Origin of the sequence: Enterococcus sp. DIV1083b (assembly GCF_051713705.1) — a bacterium.
Classification (GTDB): domain Bacteria; phylum Bacillota; class Bacilli; order Lactobacillales; family Enterococcaceae; genus Enterococcus_D; species Enterococcus_D casseliflavus.
In genome coordinates, this window is record NZ_JBIOQJ010000001.1 from 370,415 (window position 1) to 393,126 (window position 22,712).

At 44.1% G+C, this 22,712-nt stretch carries 18 protein-coding genes; 14 read left to right on the forward strand and 4 right to left on the reverse strand.

The features are described 5' to 3' along the window. From IGI69_RS01755 to IGI69_RS01820, 14 genes are all read left to right on the forward strand, one after another. Complete coding sequence (locus IGI69_RS01755; protein ID WP_438739484.1) at window positions 1-3,291, forward strand: GH36-type glycosyl hydrolase domain-containing protein; 3,291 nt, start codon at window positions 1-3, stop codon at window positions 3,289-3,291. A 13-nt stretch (window positions 3,292-3,304) separates the two neighbouring features. Then, the gene (locus IGI69_RS01760; protein ID WP_438739486.1) at window positions 3,305-4,264 is read left to right on the forward strand and encodes a LacI family DNA-binding transcriptional regulator; all 960 of its coding nucleotides are present in this window, start codon (window positions 3,305-3,307) and stop codon (window positions 4,262-4,264) included. 634 nt (window positions 4,265-4,898) lie between these two features. Continuing rightward, window positions 4,899-9,767 (forward strand): hypothetical protein, encoded by a 4,869-nt coding sequence (locus IGI69_RS01765; protein WP_438739488.1) that lies wholly within the window; start codon window positions 4,899-4,901, stop codon window positions 9,765-9,767. Between the two features lie 14 nt (window positions 9,768-9,781). Beyond that, window positions 9,782-10,150: an LPXTG cell wall anchor domain-containing protein gene (locus IGI69_RS01770; RefSeq protein WP_438739490.1), complete on the forward strand. Its 369-nt coding sequence runs from the start codon at window positions 9,782-9,784 to the stop codon at window positions 10,148-10,150. Continuing rightward, the gene (locus tag IGI69_RS01775; protein ID WP_438739492.1) at window positions 10,083-10,796 is read left to right on the forward strand and encodes a WxL domain-containing protein; all 714 of its coding nucleotides are present in this window, start codon (window positions 10,083-10,085) and stop codon (window positions 10,794-10,796) included. Before IGI69_RS01770 ends, IGI69_RS01775 begins: the two co-directional genes overlap by 68 nt. A gap of 45 nt (window positions 10,797-10,841) precedes the next feature. After that, window positions 10,842-11,642 carry a WxL domain-containing protein gene (locus IGI69_RS01780; RefSeq protein WP_016609550.1) on the forward strand — a complete coding sequence of 267 codons (801 nt, stop codon included), beginning with the start codon at window positions 10,842-10,844 and terminating at the stop codon, window positions 11,640-11,642. Window positions 11,643-11,653: 11 nt separating this feature from the next. Then, window positions 11,654-12,394: a WxL domain-containing protein gene (locus IGI69_RS01785; protein ID WP_438739494.1), complete on the forward strand. Its 741-nt coding sequence runs from the start codon at window positions 11,654-11,656 to the stop codon at window positions 12,392-12,394. Window positions 12,395-12,461: 67 nt separating this feature from the next. Further along, window positions 12,462-13,544 carry a DUF916 and DUF3324 domain-containing protein gene (locus IGI69_RS01790; protein WP_438739496.1) on the forward strand — a complete coding sequence of 361 codons (1,083 nt, stop codon included), beginning with the start codon at window positions 12,462-12,464 and terminating at the stop codon, window positions 13,542-13,544. Continuing rightward, window positions 13,534-14,334, forward strand: a complete 801-nt coding sequence (locus tag IGI69_RS01795) for a class A sortase (RefSeq protein WP_438741484.1) — start codon at window positions 13,534-13,536, stop codon at window positions 14,332-14,334. Before IGI69_RS01790 ends, IGI69_RS01795 begins: the two co-directional genes overlap by 11 nt. 44 nt (window positions 14,335-14,378) lie before the next feature. After that, window positions 14,379-14,870: a hypothetical protein gene (locus tag IGI69_RS01800; RefSeq protein WP_015508844.1), complete on the forward strand. Its 492-nt coding sequence runs from the start codon at window positions 14,379-14,381 to the stop codon at window positions 14,868-14,870. After that, a complete protein-coding gene (locus IGI69_RS01805) occupies window positions 14,848-16,308 on the forward strand; it encodes a helix-turn-helix domain-containing protein (protein WP_010748665.1) in 1,461 nt (486 codons plus the stop codon). The genes IGI69_RS01800 and IGI69_RS01805 overlap by 23 nt, the downstream gene beginning before the upstream one ends. Window positions 16,309-16,517: 209 nt before the next feature. After that, window positions 16,518-17,087 carry a TetR/AcrR family transcriptional regulator gene (locus tag IGI69_RS01810; RefSeq protein WP_005227190.1) on the forward strand — a complete coding sequence of 190 codons (570 nt, stop codon included), beginning with the start codon at window positions 16,518-16,520 and terminating at the stop codon, window positions 17,085-17,087. Window positions 17,088-17,090: 3 nt separating this feature from the next. After that, window positions 17,091-17,549 (forward strand): low molecular weight protein-tyrosine-phosphatase, encoded by a 459-nt coding sequence (locus IGI69_RS01815; protein WP_074535364.1) that lies wholly within the window; start codon window positions 17,091-17,093, stop codon window positions 17,547-17,549. Between the two features lie 108 nt (window positions 17,550-17,657). Further along, window positions 17,658-18,011, forward strand: coding sequence for a hypothetical protein (locus IGI69_RS01820; protein ID WP_005227192.1), 354 nt, complete (start codon window positions 17,658-17,660; stop codon window positions 18,009-18,011). A 63-nt stretch (window positions 18,012-18,074) separates the two neighbouring features. Here IGI69_RS01820 and IGI69_RS01825 read toward each other — a convergent pair whose 3' ends face one another. The 4 genes from IGI69_RS01825 to IGI69_RS01840 form a co-directional block, all read right to left on the reverse strand. Then, window positions 18,075-18,434 carry an iron chaperone gene (locus tag IGI69_RS01825; protein WP_275852930.1) on the reverse strand — a complete coding sequence of 120 codons (360 nt, stop codon included), beginning with the start codon at window positions 18,432-18,434 and terminating at the stop codon, window positions 18,075-18,077. Window positions 18,435-18,794: 360 nt separating this feature from the next. After that, window positions 18,795-20,300, reverse strand: a complete 1,506-nt coding sequence (locus tag IGI69_RS01830; RefSeq protein ID WP_005227194.1) for a helix-turn-helix domain-containing protein — start codon at window positions 20,298-20,300, stop codon at window positions 18,795-18,797. A 118-nt stretch (window positions 20,301-20,418) separates the two neighbouring features. Next, window positions 20,419-21,771, reverse strand: a complete 1,353-nt coding sequence (brnQ, locus tag IGI69_RS01835; RefSeq protein ID WP_074535362.1) for a branched-chain amino acid transport system II carrier protein — start codon at window positions 21,769-21,771, stop codon at window positions 20,419-20,421. Between the two features lie 204 nt (window positions 21,772-21,975). Next, the gene (locus IGI69_RS01840) at window positions 21,976-22,710 is read right to left on the reverse strand and encodes an amino acid ABC transporter ATP-binding protein (RefSeq protein WP_005227196.1); all 735 of its coding nucleotides are present in this window, start codon (window positions 22,708-22,710) and stop codon (window positions 21,976-21,978) included. Window positions 22,711-22,712 lie beyond the last annotated feature (2 nt).

Here is a 22,712-nt window from a genome sequence, read left to right on the forward strand (position 1 = left end):
ATGACGAAAAAAATAGTGATGAATAACGCAAATACGACCGTGACGTTTTTACCAAACGGTGATTTATATGAGATCCAAAGTCACGGTGTGATGATCAATCAGTTGAACGGAAATGCGCTAGATGGTAGTTTGAATCAAATCTATCTACGTCTGCGTGAGGCGGGGGAGTTGTCCTTTATTCCCTTGATTGGTTCAAATGCTAACAGTGCCTTTGCCTACTCAGAAAAACAGCTGACTTGGACTGGGACTTACCAGTCCATCGATTACCAAGTTGATTTCCAATTGGCACAAGATTGCTGGTTCTGGCGGGTTCAATTGAGTGGTTCTGGGGAAGCGGAACTGGTTTACGGACAAGATCTTGGCAATGCCGCCAAAGGGGCTGTTCAATCCAATGAAGCCTATGTTTCGCAATATATCGACCATCATGTTAGCCATGATAAGGATCGCATCGTGCTTTCTTCGCGCCAAAATCAACCACAAAATGGTCAATTTCCATTAGTGGAACAGGGCAGCTTCCAAGCCTTAAAAGGCTTCTCAACGGATGGCTATCAATTTTTCGGTCGCAGCTACAAAGAAACGAATCAACCAGCTGCACTTAGCCAAGAAACGTTAGCCAATGAAGTGTATCAATACGAATTTGCCTATACGGCACTGCAAACGCAATGGTTGATGGTAAGTGAGACGCCTACAGAAATCGTTTTTTACGCAGCGGTCAAAGCCAATCAAGCGACGGCAGTCAATGAACCGCAGTTTGCACTTGAAACGCTGAAAGAAACGTATCAAGCCTTGTCCTTTGACTCGTTGCAAGCAACGGCGCAGCCACGAAAAAACTTCGGTCGACCACTCACAGGGCTGACATTTTCCACAGAAGAAATCAACGAGCGGTTCCCGCAGCAAGAAGCAGTGGAAATCGTTGATAAGCAGCTTTATTCCTTTTTTACCCCTGACTATCACCATGTCGTGTTGAAGGAAAAAGAAGCACAGATGGAACGCTCCCATGGGCATATTTTGATGAGCGGACAAGAGTTGATCGTTGATCAACCCATTTTGAGCACGACCGTTTACATGACGGGGATGTTTAACTCCCAAATCGTATTAGGCAATACGAACATGAACAAATTGTTGAGTAATAGCCGCAACTCATTGAATCTGGTCAAACGTTCTGGTCAGCGGATCTACCTGAAAGACGGCGATCAATGGCGGATTTTAACGATGCCATCTGCTTTTGAAATGGGCTTGAATTCGGCGACGTGGTACTACAAAACAGCGGATGATGTCATTCAAGTAACGACCTTCACGAAAGCAAAGGGACGCACGATCGCAACCACCATCACCAGTGAAACAGGACGTGCCTACACCTGGGCCATCACTAATCAATTTGTGATGGGGATCGATGAAGCCGCACCAACTGCTACTGTTACGCGAGACCAACAATTGCTCACCATAAAAGGAACAGCGGATTCACCGATTGCGGAAACTTATCCAGAATTGACGTATTATCTCCATGCAGCTCAACCTTTTGAACTGACCGATGAAGCAATCTTCAATGTGGCCGCTGCTGATAGCACGACCGTATTGACCTTTGCAGAACAGGCGACGGTTTCCTTCGTGATCCAAGGCACACTGACTGGTGAACCCTTTGTTTCCGAAACGTTAGATCGCCAGCAAGAAGACACTGCCTATACGGCCTTTGTCGATGATTTGTTGAATCAGTTTGAATTGAAACATTCGCAGGCGGACGTTACATCCTTCAATCACTTGGCACGTTGGTACACCCACAATATGCTTGTTCATTACCTGTCTCCTCATGGTCTTGAACAGTACGGTGGTGCTGCTTGGGGGACTCGAGACGTTTCCCAAGGACCGACTGAGTATTTCTTAGCACTTAATCGTCCTGAAATGGTGGCGTCCATCATCGAGCATTTGTTTGAAAATCAATTTGCAGATGACGGCAACTGGCCACAATGGTTTATGTTTGACCGCTATGAGAAACAAAAAGCCGATGAGAGCCACGGAGATGTGATCGTCTGGCCAATGAAAGTCGTTAGTGACTATCTCGAAAAAACCAAAGATTTCGCGATTTTGGAAAAAGAACTGCCTTATACGGATCGCGCGACCTTCTTGAAAACCAAGACCAAAGCTTCATTGTTTGATCATTTGAAAAAAGAAGTGGCGTATATCGAAGCGAACTTCTTGGAAGGAACGTATCTGTCTTGTTATGGCGATGGCGATTGGGATGACACCTTGCAGCCAAATAACAGTAAGTTGAAGAAACAAATGGCCAGCAGCTGGACCGTTGCCTTGACCTATGAAGTATTGAAAAAATTAGCCAGCCAGTTGCAGGCATTTGACCCAGAGTATGCCAAACATTTAACAAAACTGTCTAAGGGCATCAAACACGACTTTGAAAAATACATGTTAGCTGATGGCACGTTGCCAGGATTTGTCTATATGGAAGATAGCGAGCACGTGGAACTGATGGTCCATCCGACTGACAAGAAAACTGGTATCCAATACCGCTTGCTGCCGATGCAACAAAGCATGATCGGTGAGCTGTTATCTCCCGAACAAGCCGATCATCATGTGGCGATCATCAAGGAGCATTTGCAATTTCCAGATGGGGTGCGCTTGATGAATCGTCCAGCGACTTATGCGGGTGGTGTCAGCACCAATTTCAAGCGAGCAGAACAAGCAGCCAACTTTGGACGAGAAATCGGTTTGCAGTACGTTCACGCCCACATCCGCTTTACCGAAGCGATGGCGAAATTAGGTCGAGAAGAAGAGACTTGGCAAGCGCTTGGGGTCATCAATCCGATCCAGATCGCTCAACGGGTCGAAAACGCGGAGATTCGTCAAGCAAATGCGTATTTCAGCAGTTCTGATGGCGATTTCAAAACAAGGGTTGAAGCCCAAGAAAATTTTGGTAAACTTAAGGAGGCAGCAGTCGGCGTCAAAGGCGGCTGGCGCATCTATTCTAGTGGTCCAGGGATCTATATGAATCAGTTGATCAGCAATGTGTTAGGCATTCGGACCTTTGTTGATCACGTTGAACTTGATCCTGTCTTGCCAGCGGAGCTAGCAGGATTGACACTGACGTATCGACTCTTTGATCGGCCGGTCGAAATCGTCTATCATTCGGCAAGTACGCCGAAAGTATTGATCAACGGGGAAGAAATGTCCACTGAGTTTGCGGAAAATCGCTACCGTCAAGGTGCGCTTGTCCTGAAGAAAGCAGCACTCTGCGCCAAATTAAACGAAAACCAAACCAATACGATCGATATTTATCGTTAAGAAAGGAGAAGCCATGGTAGGAATCAAAGATATTGCCCAAAAAGCGGGTGTCTCCATATCCACCGTTTCGTATGCATTGAATGGCAGTCCAAAAGTGACCGAGGAAACCCGCGCGCGGATTCAAGCGATCGCAAACGAATTGAACTATGTTCCGAACATGGCTGCTCGCACACTGAAACGCAGACAAACCAACATCATCGGTGTTTATCTCGCCGATTATGCCGGAAGTTTTTATGGGGAATTGCTAGATGGCATCAAGAAAGGGTTGGAACTTTTCGGCTATGAAATGATCGTCTGCAGCGGCAAGAAATCACACTTGTTTATTCCTGAGCGGATGGTGGACGGTGCCATCATTTTGGATTGGACGTTTCCAGCAAAGGAAATCGAGCAATACGCCCAACGAGGACATCAAATCGTCGTGTTAGACCGTGTCTTGTCTCATGAAAATATCCATCAAGTCTTGTTAGACAATAAAGGAGGGGCGGCGCTGGCGATCGATCGCTTGATCGCTGGACAAAGCCAAAAAGTCTTCCTCTTAGCAGGGCCAGAAAAAGGCTACGACAGTCGGGAGCGCTTGGAAGCCAGTACGAAAGAATTGACGCGCTTTGGTATTCCTTATGAAGTCATTCCTGGTGACTTCACGGAACCTTCTGGTTATCGAGCGGCAAAACAGCTCTTAGCAAATAATCCCCAGTTTCCCATTGATATCTTTGCCTTCAATGATGAGATGGCGATCGGTGTCTACAAATATGTCCGCGAGACCGACTATCGCATCGGAAAAGAGATCCGCATCATCGGGTTTGATAACACGGAATTAGGCGCTTTTGTGCAGCCGCGCTTAGCGACGATCTCCTATTCGAAACATCGATGGGGCATGGTGGCAGCTGAGAAAATCGTACAATCGATCCAAGGGGATCCAGTGGCGGACGAGCATATTTATACCACTTTTGTGGATGGCGGATCATTTATTTAATTGATCCATTAAAGAAAAAAGAGTTGAAAAAGCCTCAAACAGAGAACGCTGTTTGAGGCTTTTTTTGCGTTATTTCAAAAATAACTTTACTTATTTTATCAAAATCAGTGATTTATAAAAAAAATAATAATTTTTATTTTGTTATTTTATGTGCAATGGGATTTTTAAATAACGTTTTTTATTCATTTTTGATTATAACATTATCATTATCTACAGTCAGAAGATAGGAAGCGTTCTTTTAACTTATTATTTTAGGTCGTTAGAAAAGAGTTTTGTGCCGCTGAATTTTGTCAAATATTCTAACTTTTTATTTATTTTTCTCATCTTAATTTAATTATGAGTGTTGATTTATCCCTCGTTTTTTGTATGATTTATGAAAGAGAAAAGCAGTTTTTTGAAAACAATCGATGGTTCATCCTGATAATTTGCGCTTTTTTTCAATCGATGAGTCACAGATAGCTCTAAGATGTGGAAGTTACAAAAATCAGAATTATGAAAAATCAATTATAATCATAATTTTGAATGGAAGAAAAAAAGAATTATAATTCTCTTTCGCCAACTCGCTAAACTAAGAGTTGTAACACAGGGCGTGCACTGCGCGATACGTTTATTTTTTTTAGATAGGAGGGATAAAGTGAAACGGTTTTTAACAACTTTACTTGTTTTTCTACTAACATCAGGTCCGTGTTTTTCATATGCAATGGTAGTGGCACAAGCCGAAAGTGTTACAAAAACAAGTGAAGAACAAAGTATGTCTTCTTCTGACCCTGTCGTTTCATCGATCGACAGTCTGGAAGAGACGAACGAAACTGAAGTGCAAGCATCTAGTGAACCTGCTTCGACAGATTCGTCTACAGGAGCCACTGACACAGCTTCATCTGAAACAGAAGCTTCATCGGAAGCTGCAGAAGAAGTACAGGTGACCTTTCTGACAGACACGGAGCATCTATTTGCTACCGGGGAAACCCGCACTCAGATCAGCAAAAACAAAGGGGAAGCACTAAAAGAAAGTGAGTTGCCAGTTTTCGAAGATGATACTGCTTTTGAAGGCTGGTCGTTAGATGGCACGGTCTATACAAGTCAAGCGTTGACCGAATTGATTCTCACGGAGAACCAAACCTTAACTGCTGTTTTTAAACCGACGGTTAAGGCAAGAGCGGCGGACATCTCGTTGGCAGAGCAATCGATCAAAGAGATCATTGCAGAAGCCGATAAAACGAAAGTGATCGCTGTACCAAGCCCAGCTGGAGATGGATCAGCATATGCGGAATACACCAATAGTGCTGAAGGCATTCGTCAAGCGTTGTTTGATATGTATCAAAACGGCAATGGCCAAGAATTTGCTTTGTATGTTGGCTCGGGTGGATCGCTATCACTGCCAACGAATCTGACTTCAAAGACGATTCCAGCCACAGTCGATAATACGAACATGACTTTTTATGCGCTACAAGGAAAAGTCAGCCGCTTGATCATCACAGGGCATAGTGATGATCCCATCACAGATGCAACAACGTTGACCACTGGGAGTCGCACAGTTGCACTTGGCACGGACATTTACTTCGGTTCTGATGTAGTGATTCGAAACCTCAACTATAGTGGTACGAGGATGTACATGAATGGGTATAGCCTTTCATTGAACGGTGGGTCCACCGGGAATGGTCTTGCGATTTATGGGGGAAGCAACAATGGCGACCTTTCGGGAAACCCAACAATCACATTGAATGCGACAGGTTCAGGAACTTGGAACATTTATGGGGGGAATCAAAACGGTGGTACGTTGACCGGGAATACAGCGATTGTCGTAAATAATACAGTAGGTAATATCAGTACGATCGCTGGAGGTGCCAATATCGGTACGATTGATGGGAATACCAGTGTCACGATCAATCGTTTGAATGGGACCTTAGGTAGTTATTATGGCGGTGGTTTTGGAACAAACGCTTCCAATACAGCCAATGTGACAGGCAATGTTGAAACGACGATTCAAACCACCAATGCAAGCTTCCGTTTAAGTACTTTTGCTGGTGGCGTTCAATATGGCAACATCAATGGAACGATCCGCAGTACGATCTCGGGTGCTGGCGGTTGGTCAGGTATATCCAATCGGTTTGTAGGCGGTTCATTTTATGGCAACATCGGCTCTGACCGTTCTAAGGATGCCATCGTGACCAACCTTGATGCCAGCAGCTATTCCACTGGACGGAGTGAATTTGAAGGTGGCAACCGGAATACTGGTACCATCACAGGAAACATCGTCAACACCGTGAAAGCGGGACCGAGTGCCAGCGTTGGCGGAATTGGTGATTTTAACGGCGGTGGGGGAAACAACGTTAGTACCTTGACTCAAAGTTCAATGGGGGCTTCGAATACGACGACGTATGACAATTATACTCCTGAGCAACGAGCAGCACTGGCAGAAGCAGCGGCAAGTTTTAAAGTTTATGGCGATATCACTTCTCATCTAGTCAGCGGGTCCTTTTCAAACGGTGCGATTTATTCGACGGCAGCTGGTCGAGGCGGCTATGTTGAGGGAAATACGACGATTGAAGTTGGTACGATCACTTCGGATGGTAGTCCTGGGGGAGATGGGATTGCTTACACAGGCACCAGACCGACAAATCTAGATTACTCAACGAGCAATAAAACGAGAGGTTATTCATCTGGATGGGATATCGTTGGTGGCGGCGGTTATCCAGGAACAGCTTGGGATATCTATATTAAAGGGAATACCAAAACGATCTTGAATAACACGGTTGCTCGCTGGACCTACGGTGGTTCCTTCTCAGGTGTCATTGAGGGAAATTCTTCCAATACTTTGAACTCTGGGATCGTCGATACGCTAGAAGGAACAGGCTATACTGGACGCCGTGTTTACGGAGATGGACGAACGACAGTAAATAATGGGCAAGTAGACTGGTTTTTATCTGGTGGCGGCTGGGATGACTTATTAGTGACCGGCAATGTCGCAGTAACGGTTTATGATGGGGTGATCAATGCCTCACTCGGTGCCTCTTATGGTGTCGCTTCTTCCCACACCATTAACGGAAACTCAGATAATCGAGTGTTTGGCGGAAACTTCTCAGGTACTCCACGTACAGGGTCTAATGGTTTTTCAGGCGGTGTTACGAACAATGGACGGTTATTAGGAAATGCCAGTTTGACATTGGATTTGAGAAATTACGATGGTGAGTTTGCCCTTCCTTCTGGAACGAACATCTCAGGCGGTAATCCGTTTAACAGTACAAATATCGTTGGGACCGACAGCTCCAATACGATTACATTGAACATTTACACAAAGCCGGGGTCAGATGCGCTGAATGGGGCAACGATCTATGGTGATGGCGGACGGACTGCTAGCAATACGAGAAGTGGCAAAATTTATATGAATATCCAGGCGGAAGGATCAAGTATCGGGAATTTATACACCACGTATTATTCCAATATTTCTTCCAATCAAATTTTAAGAGATGTCGAGATGCGACTTCAAGGAGCCAAAAGTATCAATGGGATCTCAGGCGGAAACGCGTCAGATAACTTTACGAACACGATCGTAGCCAACAGCAGTAATCAAGTGAAGATGAACTTTGGTGAAAATGTCGATGGGACAGCTTCTTATCAAACTGATCCAATCGCTGTGACGGGTCTGGGGATCGTCAACTTTACCGAATTGAATGTGACAAACGGCATCAAGCTGATGGCCAATGGGGGAGACATCAAAAATGGCCGTTCAGCGACTGCTGCCAATCACGCAACGACCTATCATCAGTTCGGTGACATCCATCTTTCCAAGGATGCTGGTATCGGGATTTCTTCCGCAACGAATTTGATTTCTGGGGCGAAGTTAACGGTAGAAGACAAAGGGACAATCGAGTCGCCGCCGGGAACGGGGCGAATCAATCTGTCAGATTTCGCCACACCAGATACGGACAAAGATCACTTAACGTGGCTGAAAACGACGACCAATGATGCAGGTTCTCGAGTCAACAGTCAAGGAACTTGGTTTGGGGCGGTTAGTGCCTATCAAGTACTGACCATAAATCCAACTGCTGCTAATGCTGCAGCAATCACACCAATCAATTTCAGCGGGATCGAAAAAGCGACTGGGAAAACCTTTATCGGGGACAACGATGTGACCAATGCAGCCAACGGGTACGGTATCGCGATACCAGGTTCGATCATTAACTACGAAGTCGAAACACCCGGAGTCGCGAATGGGATCGGTGCCATTAGTCACAATGTAACGGCAGTCAAAGAGAACAATACGCCGCTGACTTTGCAAGCATGGGGAACTGAGCAGGCGGGGACGCAGGTGCAAAAAGGGCGTTTATTGATTCCCTACACGGTAACGGAATTGCCAACATTGACGTTCACACCAGAAACTCAAACGTCCGGTTCATGGGTCTATGGGGGTCAAATCAAATCCAGCAAGCTGGATAGCACGGATCAGCAGTTGACGGAACAACCAGATTCAGAGCCAGTTGATTGGACGAGTCCTGATGGGGAGTATAGTTACGATATCAGTGTCCGCTACTCAAATAAGGCGGAAGTCCAAGCCCGCAATGTGATCCTTACAGAGCAGGAGGCACAATCGCTGACAAAAGAACAAGCCGTGACTTATCTCGAAGCCAGCGGGCGTCCTTTCTTTAAGGATACGCTGACAGATGAGGTCTTAGATGCGATTCAAGAACCGTTAGAAACAGCGGTCTATCGCAAACAAGCGATCACTTTCTCAGTAGGTGAAAACGATCAGAATCAGGCAGAAACTACCGTGAATCTGGTGGTGGTCAAAAATGAAAGTGTCATTTCTGACGACCGGCAATTTGCCGTCTATGCAAAAGATGTCCGTTTGACCTTACCGGAAGCAACGGCGCTGGCCGATGAAGCCGCTTTGGCAGACTATACCCAAGCAACCACGATTTTTGCAGATAATCGGGCAAATGTACCACCGACTGTCGATCCACAAGCTTTTGCCGCGATCCAGCAAGCAACGGAAGCTGAGCTGTTGAAAAATGTGTCAACGGCTTACCATTATGAAGCAGGCAGTCAACGGGCAGAAAAAGTCGTCAATGTCGCAGTTGCCGGCGAGCTTATTTTAAGCAGTGTGCCAACAGACTTTGATTTTGGGCAGCAGAAAGTTGCCACAGAAACACAAGATTATTGGCCAACGATCACAGGCGAGCTAGCAGTGAAAGATACGAGAGGGTCCGAACGGAGTCCATGGCGCTTGACGGTCAAAGAGCAACAGCCATTAACGGATGGGACAGATCAATTAACCGATGTCTTCCGCTTTGTGATAAACGGTCAAGAACAGATGATAACCAGTGGGGAAATGATCATCGAGGAAACGGAATTGACAGAAAATGGCACATACGTCGTGAACCAGCACTGGGGCGAAAGTCAGAATGAAGGAATCAAGCTTACCGTTCCAGTCGAACAGCAAAAAGTCGGGGACTATCAAGGAACCTTGAGCTGGCAGCTAGTTTCGGCACCTGGCAACCCATAAAGGCAGGAAAATAAATGAAAAAAATCATGATCGGTATTATTGCTGGCTGTCTATTAATGTTTCCTCAGCTCGTTTCAGCAGCCGAAGCAGGTGCCTATGACAGCAATGGCATTACTTCCTTTTTCGGTGTCTATGAAGAACCAGTTGAGGAGCCAGAAGAGCCCGTAAAAGAACAGCAAGGGAATAAACAAGTAAATCAAAAAGGCAACAACATTCTGCCGGCAACAGGGTCGGATCACTTTAATAGCTATCAAAGCAGTGGTCTTGTCGTTTTGTTGGCAGCAGGAATCATTTTAATCAAAAGGAGAACAAAAAATGAAAAAACTTTTCTTGACGGCAGGCATTCTATTGATGAGCACTGCTCTGTTACCAACAACCGTTAATGCCGCTGAATACACCTCAAATGGAGCAATCACTTTTGAAGCGGACCCGAATCCAACCAATCCAGTTGATCCGACCGATCCAGAAAAACCGGTGGATCCCGTCGATCCAACCGATCCAGATGGACCAAACCCTGGAACAGCTGGACCATTATCGATCGATTTTGCTTCAAGCTTTCAATTTGGCAACCAACTGATCACTTCCGAAACAAAAGATTATTACGCACAGCTGCAAGAGTTCACAGCTGGCGCTGCTGGACCAAACTATGTGCAAGTAACAGATAAACGAGGAACGCAAGAAGGCTGGTCATTGAGCGTTGTGCAAAACGGACAATTCAAAACGGCTGATGACGAAGAACTAGTCGGGGCTTCATTATCGATCGCCTCAGGTGCAGCAACTTCGGTCACCGATATGCAGTATGCACCAACGGTTACGGCAAATCATACCTTTGTACCCGATAGTGAAATCACATTGGTCAACGCACCTGTCGGAAAAGGAATGGGCACTTGGATCTACAAGTTTGGGAACGATGCAACGGAAGGGTCAACGGCAGTAAAATTAAATGTACCAGGCAGTTCCGTAAAATTAGCCAAAGAGTATCGGACGACATTGACTTGGAATTTAAAGAATGTCCCTGAAAGCAATTAAAATCACTGATTTTCAGTAAAACAGATAAAGGAGTGTCAAATAGAAATGAAAAAAACAGCATGGGTCTTTTTAAGTCTTGCCGTATTGGCAGCAGCGAGTGCAGCAACTGAGGTTTCAGCAGCTGAAGCGGCTTCTTACACCTCAAATGGGGCGGTTGATTTTATTCCAAATACCGATCCGACGAACCCAGTCAATCCAGAAAATCCAGATCCAGAAAACCCAGTCAATCCTGTGGATCCAACCGATCCAGATGGACCAAACCCTGGAACGAATGGACCATTATCGATCGATTATGCCTCTAGCTTAGATTTTGGCGTCAATAAAATCTCCAATAAAAACGAAGTCTATTATGCACGAGCACAAGGGTACTTGAATGACGATGACACAGTTTCTACATTAAAAACTGCCAATTATGTTCAAGTAACGGATAATCGCGGTAGTAATGCTGGTTGGCGGTTGTCTGTGAAGCAAAATGGTCAATTCAAAAACGAATCGACGTTGAATCAAGAATTGACTGGTTCTGTCATTACCCTAACAAGTCCTGCCGTTAAATCAAATGCGATCGGCGTTACTGCTCCAGTGGCAGAAGCGACGATCACATTGGATGCAGCAGGTGCTGAATCAGTGGTGATGACCGCAGCAAATCAAACGGGTGCTGGAACATGGGTCAACGCTTGGGGAAGCGTTGAGACGGTCACTGAAATAGATAAGGATGGCCAAGAAGTACAAGCAGATGTTACCAAAGCAGTCGCACTTTCTGTACCCGGCAGCACACCAAAAGATGCCGTTAGCTACACGACTACACTAACTTGGGTATTATCAGATACACCAGGAACGGAAGGATAAGGAGTATAGACATGAAAAAAACACTAGCATTTCTCTCAGTATTAGGGCTAAGCTTCGCTGCTCCTGTGCTGGCACAAGCAGCGGACAGCGCAGAATACAATTCAAACGGACAGATCACTTTTGAACCAAATACAGACCCAACCAATCCAATCAGTCCAACAGACCCAGATCCAGAAAATCCGATCAAACCAGTTGACCCAACGGACCCAGATGGACCAAATCCAGGAACCAACGGACCGTTATCGATTGATTTTGCTTCAAGCCTTTACTTTGGTACGCAAAAAATCACCTCAAAAACAGAGATCTACCATGCGGAAACCCAAAAATATGTGGATTCAGTTGGTGATAATCAAGAAGGACCAAATTTTGTCCAAGTGACAGACAATCGGGGAACAGAGAGCGGTTGGACATTGAATGTTCGCCAAAATGGTCAGTTCAAAACAGCAGAAGATCAAGAATTGTCCGCCGCGCAAATTCGCTTGACGAAGGGAACTGTAGTAACACCTTCCTTGTCACCAAAACCATCAAATGTGAGTTCAACGATCACATTGAATCCAAATGGTGCCCAATCCTTAGTGATGAGTGCCCAAGATGGCGAAGGGGCAGGGACCTATCTAATGAGCTGGGGCGATAGTTTAGCTGCAGCTATGGATAGCATTGAGTTGGAAGTTCCAGGCTCAACGACAAAATATGCCAGCCAATACAACACCACGTTTACTTGGTTACTGACAGACACACCAACAAACCCATAAGTACCAGCTTTCTCCTTGAACCCTTTCGTGGTTTAAGGAGAATACATAGAAAGAAGGGACATCCATCATGAAAAAAATCAACCAGCTTTTGGCGCTCCTATTTGCAAGTATTTTCTTTTTTGTACCAACGATAGGAACCGCTTCTGAATTTAACTTTGCCGTCAATCCCGTAATTCCAGAAAATCAAATCGATAAAGAAAAAACTTATTTTGACTTGAAAATGGCGCCGGGTACGGTACAAACCGTTGAAGTTCAATTGCGTAATGACACCGATCAAGAGGTCGTCATCGCGCCAGTGATCGCTTCAGCTACCACAAACTTAAACGGAGTCGTGGAATATGGCGAAAATGACATCGAAGCGGACGAAACCTTGCCTTATGATATGGCTGATTTGATTGAAGTGGATGAAGAGATCACGATCCCCAAACAATCCCAAATCACCTTGCCCTTAAAGATCACCATGCCTTCAGAATCCTTTGAAGGGGTCATCGCAGGCGGATTGACCTTAAAAGAGACGACAGAGGAAGCCGATACTGCTGACAGTGAAGAAGAGCAAGGGTTAGCTATCAAGAATGAGTATGCCTATGTCGTTGCGATTTTACTGCGACAAAACACAACAGAAGTTTCACCGGATCTAAAACTGCTGGATGTTGGACCAGGTCAAGTCAACGCCCGAAATACTATCAATGTCACCCTTCAAAATCCTGAAGCAGCTTACTTGAATTCATTACGCCTGATCAATGAAGTGAAGAAAAAAGGTGATAGCGACGTCATGTATTCTTCGGATACCTCACGAATGCAAATGGCACCTAATTCCAACTTCTCGTACCCAATCTCTTTAGAAGGACAACGTTTAGAAGCAGGGACCTACGTGTTGACTTCCGTTGCTTATGGTGGAAAAAGCGATGAAGGGCAATACAAAATTGAAAATGAAGAAGGCGAAGAAGAAAGCTATCTCTATAAATGGACCTTCGAAAAAGAATTTACAGTGACTGGAGAGGTCGCACGTGATCTTAATAAGAAGGATGTGACGATCGAAACAGATTACACATGGCTTTATTTCTTGATCGGCGGACTGTTGCTACTACTCGCCTTGCTGCTGCTTTTATGGTACCGACGAAAGAAAAAAAATGAAACGGATGAAGCGTGAGCACTTTGAGAAATGCTTGATCGATGGGTTGATCATCGTAGGTATTCTTTTGCTGGCACTGCCTTTTCTAAAAGAAAGCATCGTCAGTTGGCAATTACGCACCACGCAATTGACGATAGCCACGCAGCTGCCGGCAACGATTCCAGAAGAAGAAACGATCCAAATGCCAGCTCTGTCAGATGTATTGGCGCCTCAGCCGACAACGATCACTGGGTACGGCTTTGTCGCAATCGAGGCGATCGATTTCCAGCAGCCGCCGTTGGTGGGACTAACGAATCAACAGCTGCTGAGAGGCGGCGTCGTGATGTTTCCCGAACGTTCGTTGAAAAATAGCAATTTTGTGGTTTTAGGGCATCATCTTGGCAGACAAAGTTTGTTATTTGGTCAGTTGCTAGAAGCACAGGTGGGGATGGAAGTATCAGTGACCTATCTCGAGGAGAGCCAACAGTATATCATCACGGATAAAAAAATCGTAGACGAGTCGGACTTGTCGGTGCTAGAGGAAGAACAGACACCAAAATTGACCTTGATCACTTGTCCTACGCCTACTCGAACAGAAGAACGGTACGTGCTGACAGCAATTCCTGTTGAGCAGGCAACTGCCGATCACCCACAAAAACCAGCGGCGACAATCAGCACGCCGAAAGCAGCAAAAGTGATGGTTGAAAAACAAGAAACGGTATGGAAACAACAATCAATGAAAAATTGGTTTCTTTTATTTGTTATTTTATTTATAATTAGTGGATGTCTGCTGGGCGCCCATAAGTTGTTGGACCGTTCAGCGTCGTAGAAACATCATCAGAAGATGCGCTGATGATAAGGAGGGTGAATAAAATGAAACGCAGATTTGGCTTTGTCATTGGTGCGTGCATGATTATCGGAATGATCGATCTTGTTACAGAACAAGTCGTTTTTGCGACCATTTATAATCCGCTGGACCCCTCAGAAGAAATCGTCCCCACGGACCCACCAGAAGAAATACCAGAAAAAGTGGAGGAACCGCCAACTGAAATGGAAGAATCCAAAGAACAACCCGCGCCTGAACCAGAAACCGTTCCGAAAAAAGAGCCGGAGCGATCCTCACTGTCAGAAAGCAGTTTTTTGGAAAAGCAAAAACATTTTGCCCAACGAGTCATGCTGGAGGATGTCTTTGCGCCGGATCGTTTGAACGTCGATCTAGCACTGCCAGGAAATAATACAGATGGTGATGGCGATGATAAGCCTTCTTATCTTGCCAGCTTGTGCTACTTATTTTCAGGAAACGTCCTTTATGGCCAAAAAAACAATGGAGGCTTGAAAACGCATGTTTGTGACATTTTTGAATAAGGCGGACAAACGAAAACTGGTGATGCTGCAATATTTGGAAAACGCAGTCGCTCTTTCGGAAACGAAGGAAACATTGATGGATCAATTGACCATGTCGGAATTTTTGATCAACAAAACCGTTCAAGAATTGAATCTTGATTTTTATGAACTTGGATTGAACGAGGAATTTGAGATCGTGACCGATGGGACGGTCATTAAACTGAATGCCTCGGGGCTGGCAACTTCCGATACACTGCTGACCTATTATTTGGATCAAGCGTTGAAATTTTCCATGTTGAAAGAATGTTTTTTTGAGCAATTGTCTTCTTTATACGAATTTGCCACCAATCACTATTTAAGCCATAATCCCGTCTATAAAGAATTTAAACAGTTCAAACTGATCTTGAAAGAATATGATATTGAAGTGACGAAAGAATTTCAGCTGGTTGGGGAGGAAAGTGAGATCAGGGAATTTATTTTTCTCTTTTTTATGAAGGAATACTATCTGAATCATTCGCCTTTTCCAAAAGAAATCCTAGAAAAAGAAAAGACCTTTGATCGTTTTAATGAAAGCACCTGGCTTAAACCAGAACAGTCTGCTCGCATGCGGATTCGCAAGAAACATTATCTAGGAATCGTTTTGGCACGGATGACGAATGGTCATTACCTGCAAAACAGCGTGGAAAATGATTTAGTCTTGCCCAAACATCTCGTGATCATTGAGGAATTGAAACGCTGGCTGCAGGAGATTTTGACGATCACCGATCAAGAAGTGCTAGAGCGTGAAGCTCGAGATATTTTGCGCTTTTTGATCGTTGAGGGCTGGCTGATCGACAACAATAGCTACATCGATCAAGAACAAACCTATATCCAACAATTAAACGAGCATTTTATTCAAGCCGTCCAACAGCAGTTTTCCTTAACCGCGGACACGTTGGCACTTCTTCATGCTGAAACGACAACGATCCATTATCAGCTTTTGTCGTTTTCCTTTAGTTCTCGCTATGAATACCAATATATGGATGTGACGTATTTTCTTGAAACCTATCCAGAATATGCTGCCTTTTGCCGTAACTATCTGGAAGAAAGCCGCAACCGGCCGATCTTATGGAACAATAAAGAGTTTTTGTTTTTCAGGTATCTGATTCTGTTGATTTCCACGATTCCGCTAAAAGAGATTTTGGTTCCCTTGTATGTCTGCGTGGACTTTTCATTTGGCGATTCCTACAATCAGATGATCCAAAAGAATATCGAAAAAATCCTCGATTTAAATGTCCAATTCCAAAGTTACCCAGATGATCATACGCATCTGATTCTTTCAAACTTACCCTTTTATGGTGCATTGGGGATCGACCATATCTTATGGCTGGCACCACCTAGACCCATCGACTGGGCCAATTTCACTGAAAAAGTCAGTGTGATTCGAAGAGAACAGTTTCAAACCAAAATGGCACAATGAGCAACCTGCCGTTTAACTATCGAAAGCAACGTCTGCCTCAAATGGAGGCAGACGTTTTTTGTAGAAACCTGTCCTATTTTAAAAAGCGCCCAGGAATCTATTGCTCTGATGAAGGTTTCGGGGAAGGTCTGTGAAAAAGGACCATTTGATAGGATTTTTTTTTGCAGGAAAATTTGGTATGATAGAAAGAGAAGAAAAAGAGGTGCCCTATGATGGATGGGAAACAAACGAAGGCTGTGATTGGCCAGACATTGATCACCCTTTGTGAGACCAAAGAAGTGAATAAAATCAGCGTACAGGAGATCGCCGAAAAGGCGCAAGTCAATCGGCAGACGTTTTACTACCATTTTCCTGATAAAAAAGCTTTGATCCAATGGATCTATCGGCAAGATGCCCTGATTTTTTTGACGACAGAAGATGTCTCCCTTGATAACTGGGAAGAAGCCGCCTTGCGCATGTTGAAAGCAATGAAACAAGCGCCGGCCTTTTACCGCAAATCACTGGCTTATGACCGCGAAATCTTAATGAATGGATTTCTACAGATCACAGAACCGCTTTTTCAGCGCTTGTTCTTGGAGGTCGATCAAGAGCAACAATTGACGAAACAAGACATTCTATTTTATAGCCGGTTCTTTTCCTACGGCTGCGGAGGCATTTTGGAAAATTGGATTCACAACGACTTTCCAGAGACCCCTTTAGAGATTGCAACGCAATTGTTTCGTTTGGCGAAGGATGTGGAATTTTTTGGCCACCAAATCTATGAAAAAGAGGAGCAGTGAGCGATGACGAAAGTTTTATTTGTTTGTTTAGGTAATATTTGCCGTTCCCCCATGGCAGAAGCTATTTATAAAGCAGAAATAGCAAAACGCAAATTGGATTGGCAGATCGATTCGGCAGCGACCAGCTCATGGGAAGTCGGACATTCTGCTCATCCCGGAACCAAAAAAAGATTGCGTCAAGCAGGCTTATCCAGCGAGGGACTCATTTCACGGCAGATCACAGAAGCAGACTTTGCCAAATTTGACTGGATCATCGGTATGGATCAAAGCAATGTTGAAACACTTCAAGCGCTGGCACCTGCCGATACCACCGCAAAGATTCGTTCGTATTTGAGTGTTGTTCCTGGCAAAGAAACCGCGGAAGTACCAGATCCTTATTATACAGGAGATTTCGAAGAGACCTATCAACTGCTACAAGAAGGAATTCCTTTTTGGCTAGAGGTTATTTCTTCTGAAAAATAAGGCGTGTTCGCTTGTATTTTACCAAAAATTTGCTAAAATAGAACCATGGAAATGCGAACGTATGTGTGGTTTTTATAAACTGCTGCAACGCGCAGAAAGGAATGTCCAATGGAAAAGAAACCATCGCCCATCAAACAATTGGGCAAACTCATTGTGATGACATCCACAACGTTGCTGGATACCTTTTTCAGTGATGATGCTGACAAGAAGAATCAGTCTGAAAAAGTCAAAGAAATCCAGCGAACGCTGCAAGAGGCAGCCGCTGCCAAGCACCTGGTCGTGCTGCAAGTAAAAACAGAGAAATTGGGTGGTTTTGAAACCGTTACCGGCTGGATCGTCGGCAAAACGGTAGCAAAAGAACAAGTTGTCTTGAAATTACAAAGCGACCGTCAGCAGCTGCGGATTATTCCCCTGCATCATGTGCTGAAAGTTAGCACCTTGAATACAAAACCTGGCTTGTAGACAAGCCTGTGCATAGCAAAAAAACCGCTGCGTCATTAGACACAGCGGTTTTTTTATTGCTGGTTAAGCGTGCTTGTTTTTGACTTCTGCGAGTCGCCAAGCGGTCATCACAGCGATCAGTTCGTAAGGGATCGGCTGTGCAAAAGGAAACTGAACCGCCCCTTTACTGGTTTTGTAGGGGTGTAGGTCTTCTTGGAAGGCCGTGATCGCAGAAGGCGTGGGATAAAAGCCAAGATGCTGTTTGGCGCAGGCAAAATGCACGATAGTTTCTCCCTGATGATAGGTAGGCATTTGATAACTGATTTTTTCAACCGCTTCAGGTAAAACGGCTTTGATGGTTTGACGGACCTTTTTTAAAGTCGCTTGTCGTTCTGCTGGAGCTGTTGCAATGTATTGGTCAACTGTCGTAATGGCTTTTGTCATAGGACACCTCCTGGCTTTAGTATACGGCAAACCCCGTAAGAAAAAAAGGAGCCTGTCAGTGGGTAGCTGACAGGCAAGGAGTAAAAATGAAAAGTGTTAGTTAGGGTTGTTTGTTGGGTTATGTATACTATACTGTCCAAATATGAATTTTTTGTGGAGAAAAGATTGGAAAGTGTTTAAGTTTGCTGGCTGCGAAAAGAAGCAAAAAAAGACCCGTCGGTGGGTGGCCGACGGGAAGGAGTTAAAAATGAAAAAGTGTTAGTTAGGGTTGTTTGTTGGTATACATAGAGTATACGAGATAAATATGAATATTTTGTGACAAATCTTTTCGGAAGTTCTTAAGAAACCGTAACGGTTTGATTACAGAGAAAGGTTCTTTTCATCAAAACGGTTTTTCAAGGTACGATACAAATCAATGTATTGCCGATCATCTGCCGCATAATCCCAAATATAACTCATTTTTTCTGGTTTGAGTTTTTTCATCAACTGATTGGAACTAACGATGACATCATAGTTTTCTTGCTGGTTTAGATCATAAGGTTCTGCTGCTACGAAGGTCAAGTCATGTAAGAATTGATTCAATCCTTGAACGACTAAGAAATTGTCTTCTAACGCAACCCCTACCCGTAAACGATTCGAATAACGGATTTGATCATAAAACGGCAGCAGGGCGTGGGTATACATCGTTGCCATCTGCTCTTGGTTTTCATCGTTGATATAGTCCACCGCGGATTCTTCGCGATAACTCGTTAAGAATTCATCGATTTTTTGCTGCAGCTGCTCTTCAGCAGACCCGCGATTGATCGATGGCGTCAGCAAGCGATAGATATTTGGAAACGGCTGACGGAAAACGTAGTTGCCGAAAGTCACATTGATTAAATTACCCACGACCAATGGCTCATCTAACAGGCCAGGTTGTGAAGCAAAGAAGGTTGCTTTCATCTCTGCTAACAAGTCTGCGACTAATGGATAAACTGGGTTTTGTTTGCTTGAAAAGAATTGCAAGGTTTGTTGCAACGCTTCTTCTTCAGGACTCAAATAGAATGGGAAGATTTGCGCCATCAAGTAAATAAACCCTGATTCGCCTTTTAATTGTTTGTCTGTCATTGAAACTTCAGGATCAACGACTTGTGTCAAACGCTCAAAATCGAAATATGGATTATTTTTCATTAGGAAATTGTACCGCTTGTCGTATTTGGCAAAATTTCCTTTTTTGATTCGTAAAAGAATCAAGGCGGCGAAATATTTCAACTCTAATCGGCCAAGATAAGAATGAGTCATTGGGAAGTACTCCGTGAATCGATCCACCATTTTTTCTGTCTCACTCTCAGCGATCGCAAATGGCCATTCTATTCCACGAGTACCTAACCAAATGATATTGAATAGGGAGAGCCGCACAAGACGCTCATCGCCCACCAAGTTTGATTCAGTGTACGTAAAGCGAAGCTGAAATTGCTTCAAATGTTTTTTTAGATGTTCAAATTTGCGAGACACCGTTGAACGACTGACATCGTATTTTGCACAAAAATCCGTGATCGTAGGATGGTCTTCATTCAGCATGTAAAGAACATATAAGAACGGAACGCTTTTATTCAATAAATAGAAGCGGTATTCATCGATCGTTACCGCGATATTCTGAGGCTGTAATTTACCGCCACGACCGAGTATCGACATATGATCCGGAGTTAACTCAGTTAGATCTTGGTCGATCTCAGTCAACTCTATAAAAGCTTGTTGGTAGCTTAACTCCATTTCCTTTGCCAATTGTGCGATTGGGTGGCTAGGGTTTTGCAGAGTCAGCATACGCCGGAATATTTTAAATTTAATTAATGTTTGCGGGTCCATCATAAGTTCTTCATAAAACATAGGTATCCTCCTTTGTGGCTCTATTGTATCTTTTTTTTACGAAACTGTCAGTCTTTTTAATCAAAAAAATAGCCTACCCTTTAAAAAAAGGTAGGTTATTTTCATCTTTTTAACTAATTTAGGCTGAAACAGGGTCTTTTTTGAACCACGACCATAGCAAACCGATCAAAAATCCGATCGCAGCCGGTACGACCCACCCCATCCCGATTTGGAAGAAAGGCAGATAATCTGATGCAAAAGACAAGATTCCTTGCACGAAAGCATTGTTGGTAATCACTGCAGGACTTGCATTTAAGCCGTCGATGATTGCAGCGATCAATGTGAAGTATGTCGTCATTCGATAGACACTGGCACGATGATGAAACAAGGGACTGATGATCGCCAACAAAATCAACGTGATCGCCAGTGGATAGATAAACATCAAGACTGGAATAGAAAACTCGATGATATTGGTCAAGCCGACATTGGCGAAGATCGCTGGCAAGATACTTGTCAAAGCGATAAAGAACCCGTAGCTTTGCTTGGGAAACAATCCAGCAAAGGTTTCGGAAAAAGCCGTGATCAAACCAATGGCAGTTTTTAAACAAGCGGAGATAACGATCAAAGCCAACAGCAGACTGCCAACAGTGCCAAGGTAGTGGTTGGCGATTTGTGCCAAAGCGATCCCACCGTTTTCGCTGATAGGAAATTGCCCTAGACTTTTGGTTCCCATATAAGAAAGTAAGGTATAGATGATCCCCATCAACACGATGCTGACAGACCCAGAAAGGATCGTGTCTTTTGCGACTGTCGTGGGTTTTTCAACCCCCATATTACGAATCGTCGAGACGATGATGATCCCGAAGGCTAAAGATGCCAGCGCATCAAGGGTATTGTAACCGTTGGTGAAACCAGTAAAGAAAGCATCGCTTTGATAGCTAGGATAGATCGGCGCATCGCTGATGGTTCCTAGAGGTTGCCAAAAAGCAAAAAACAGCAAAACGCCTAGTAAGACCAGAAATAATGGATTCAAAAATTTCCCTACATAATCTAAGATTTTGCTTGGTTTACGAGAAAACCACCAGGCAGCGCCAAAGAAGAGGGCAGAAAACAACGCCAATAACCAAGTTTGCATGTCAGACGAAACATGGGGAGCGATCCCGATCTCATAAGAAGTGGTAGCCAAACGGGGCAAAGCAAAGAATGGCCCAATCACTAAATAAAGCAAAATCGTAAATATCATTGCATAGCGGCGATTGATCCGAGAAGCTAATTCAAAAACACCGCTGCTTTGGGAAACGCCAATAGCAATGACCCCTAAAAATGGCAAGCCGATCCCTGTAACTAAAAAGCCAAGGTTGGCTAAGCCGACATTCGCGCCAGCTTCTTGTCCCATGTGAACGGGGAAAATCAGATTTCCGGCACCAAAGAAAAGACCGAAAAGCATTGATCCAACATACATATAATCCTTAAACTGTAACTTTTTTTCCATAAATGAAAGCTCCTATAATTCCTTAGTTTTAAAAAAAATAACAAAGTTTCTAACAAATAGCAATGGTTTTTTGTGATTTTTTGATAAATTCTGACAATTCCTCCTCCTGCAATAAAAAAACACTTAGCATTGAGTTCTTCCAAGCGTACTGAAAAAGGACGAAAAAGCTCGGAAGAAGATCGCTAAGTGTTTCAAGACAGAAAATTAATTCAACACACGGGAAAGGAATTCTTTGGTGCGTTGCTCTTTTGGATGAATAAAGATATCTTCAGGCGTCCCTTGTTCGGCAATGACACCTTGATCCATAAAGATGACCCGATCAGACACTTCTTTGGCAAAGCCCATTTCGTGGGTAACGATCACCATCGTCAAGCCAGTATGAGCTAACGTATTCATGGTCTTCAACACTTCACCGACCATTTCTGGATCCAGCGCAGAAGTCGGCTCATCAAACAACATGACATCTGGATTCATCGATAAGGCGCGGGCAATGGCTACCCGTTGTTTTTGTCCGCCTGAAAGCTGGGAAGGCTTGGCGTTGGCATATTGAGCCATACCGACTTGCTCCAGATTTTCTTTGGCAGTCGCTTCTGCTTCTTTGCGATCACGTTTCAAAACAGTGACTTGTCCCGTCACGCAGTTTTCTAATACATTCATATTGTTGAATAGGTTAAAGGATTGGAAAACCATTCCTAGATGCGTACGGTATTTCGGCAAGTCATAGCCTTTTTCCAGCACATTTTCACCTAAGTAGATGATTTGCCCACTGGTTGGTTTTTCTAACAAGTTGATGCAGCGAAGAAGTGTGGATTTTCCTGAACCAGAAGAACCGATGATCGTGACAACTTCTCCTTTATTAACAGACAAACTGATGTCTTTTAAGACTTCGTTGTCGCCAAAACTCTTTTTTAAATGGTCAATTTCAATGATTGCTGACATGT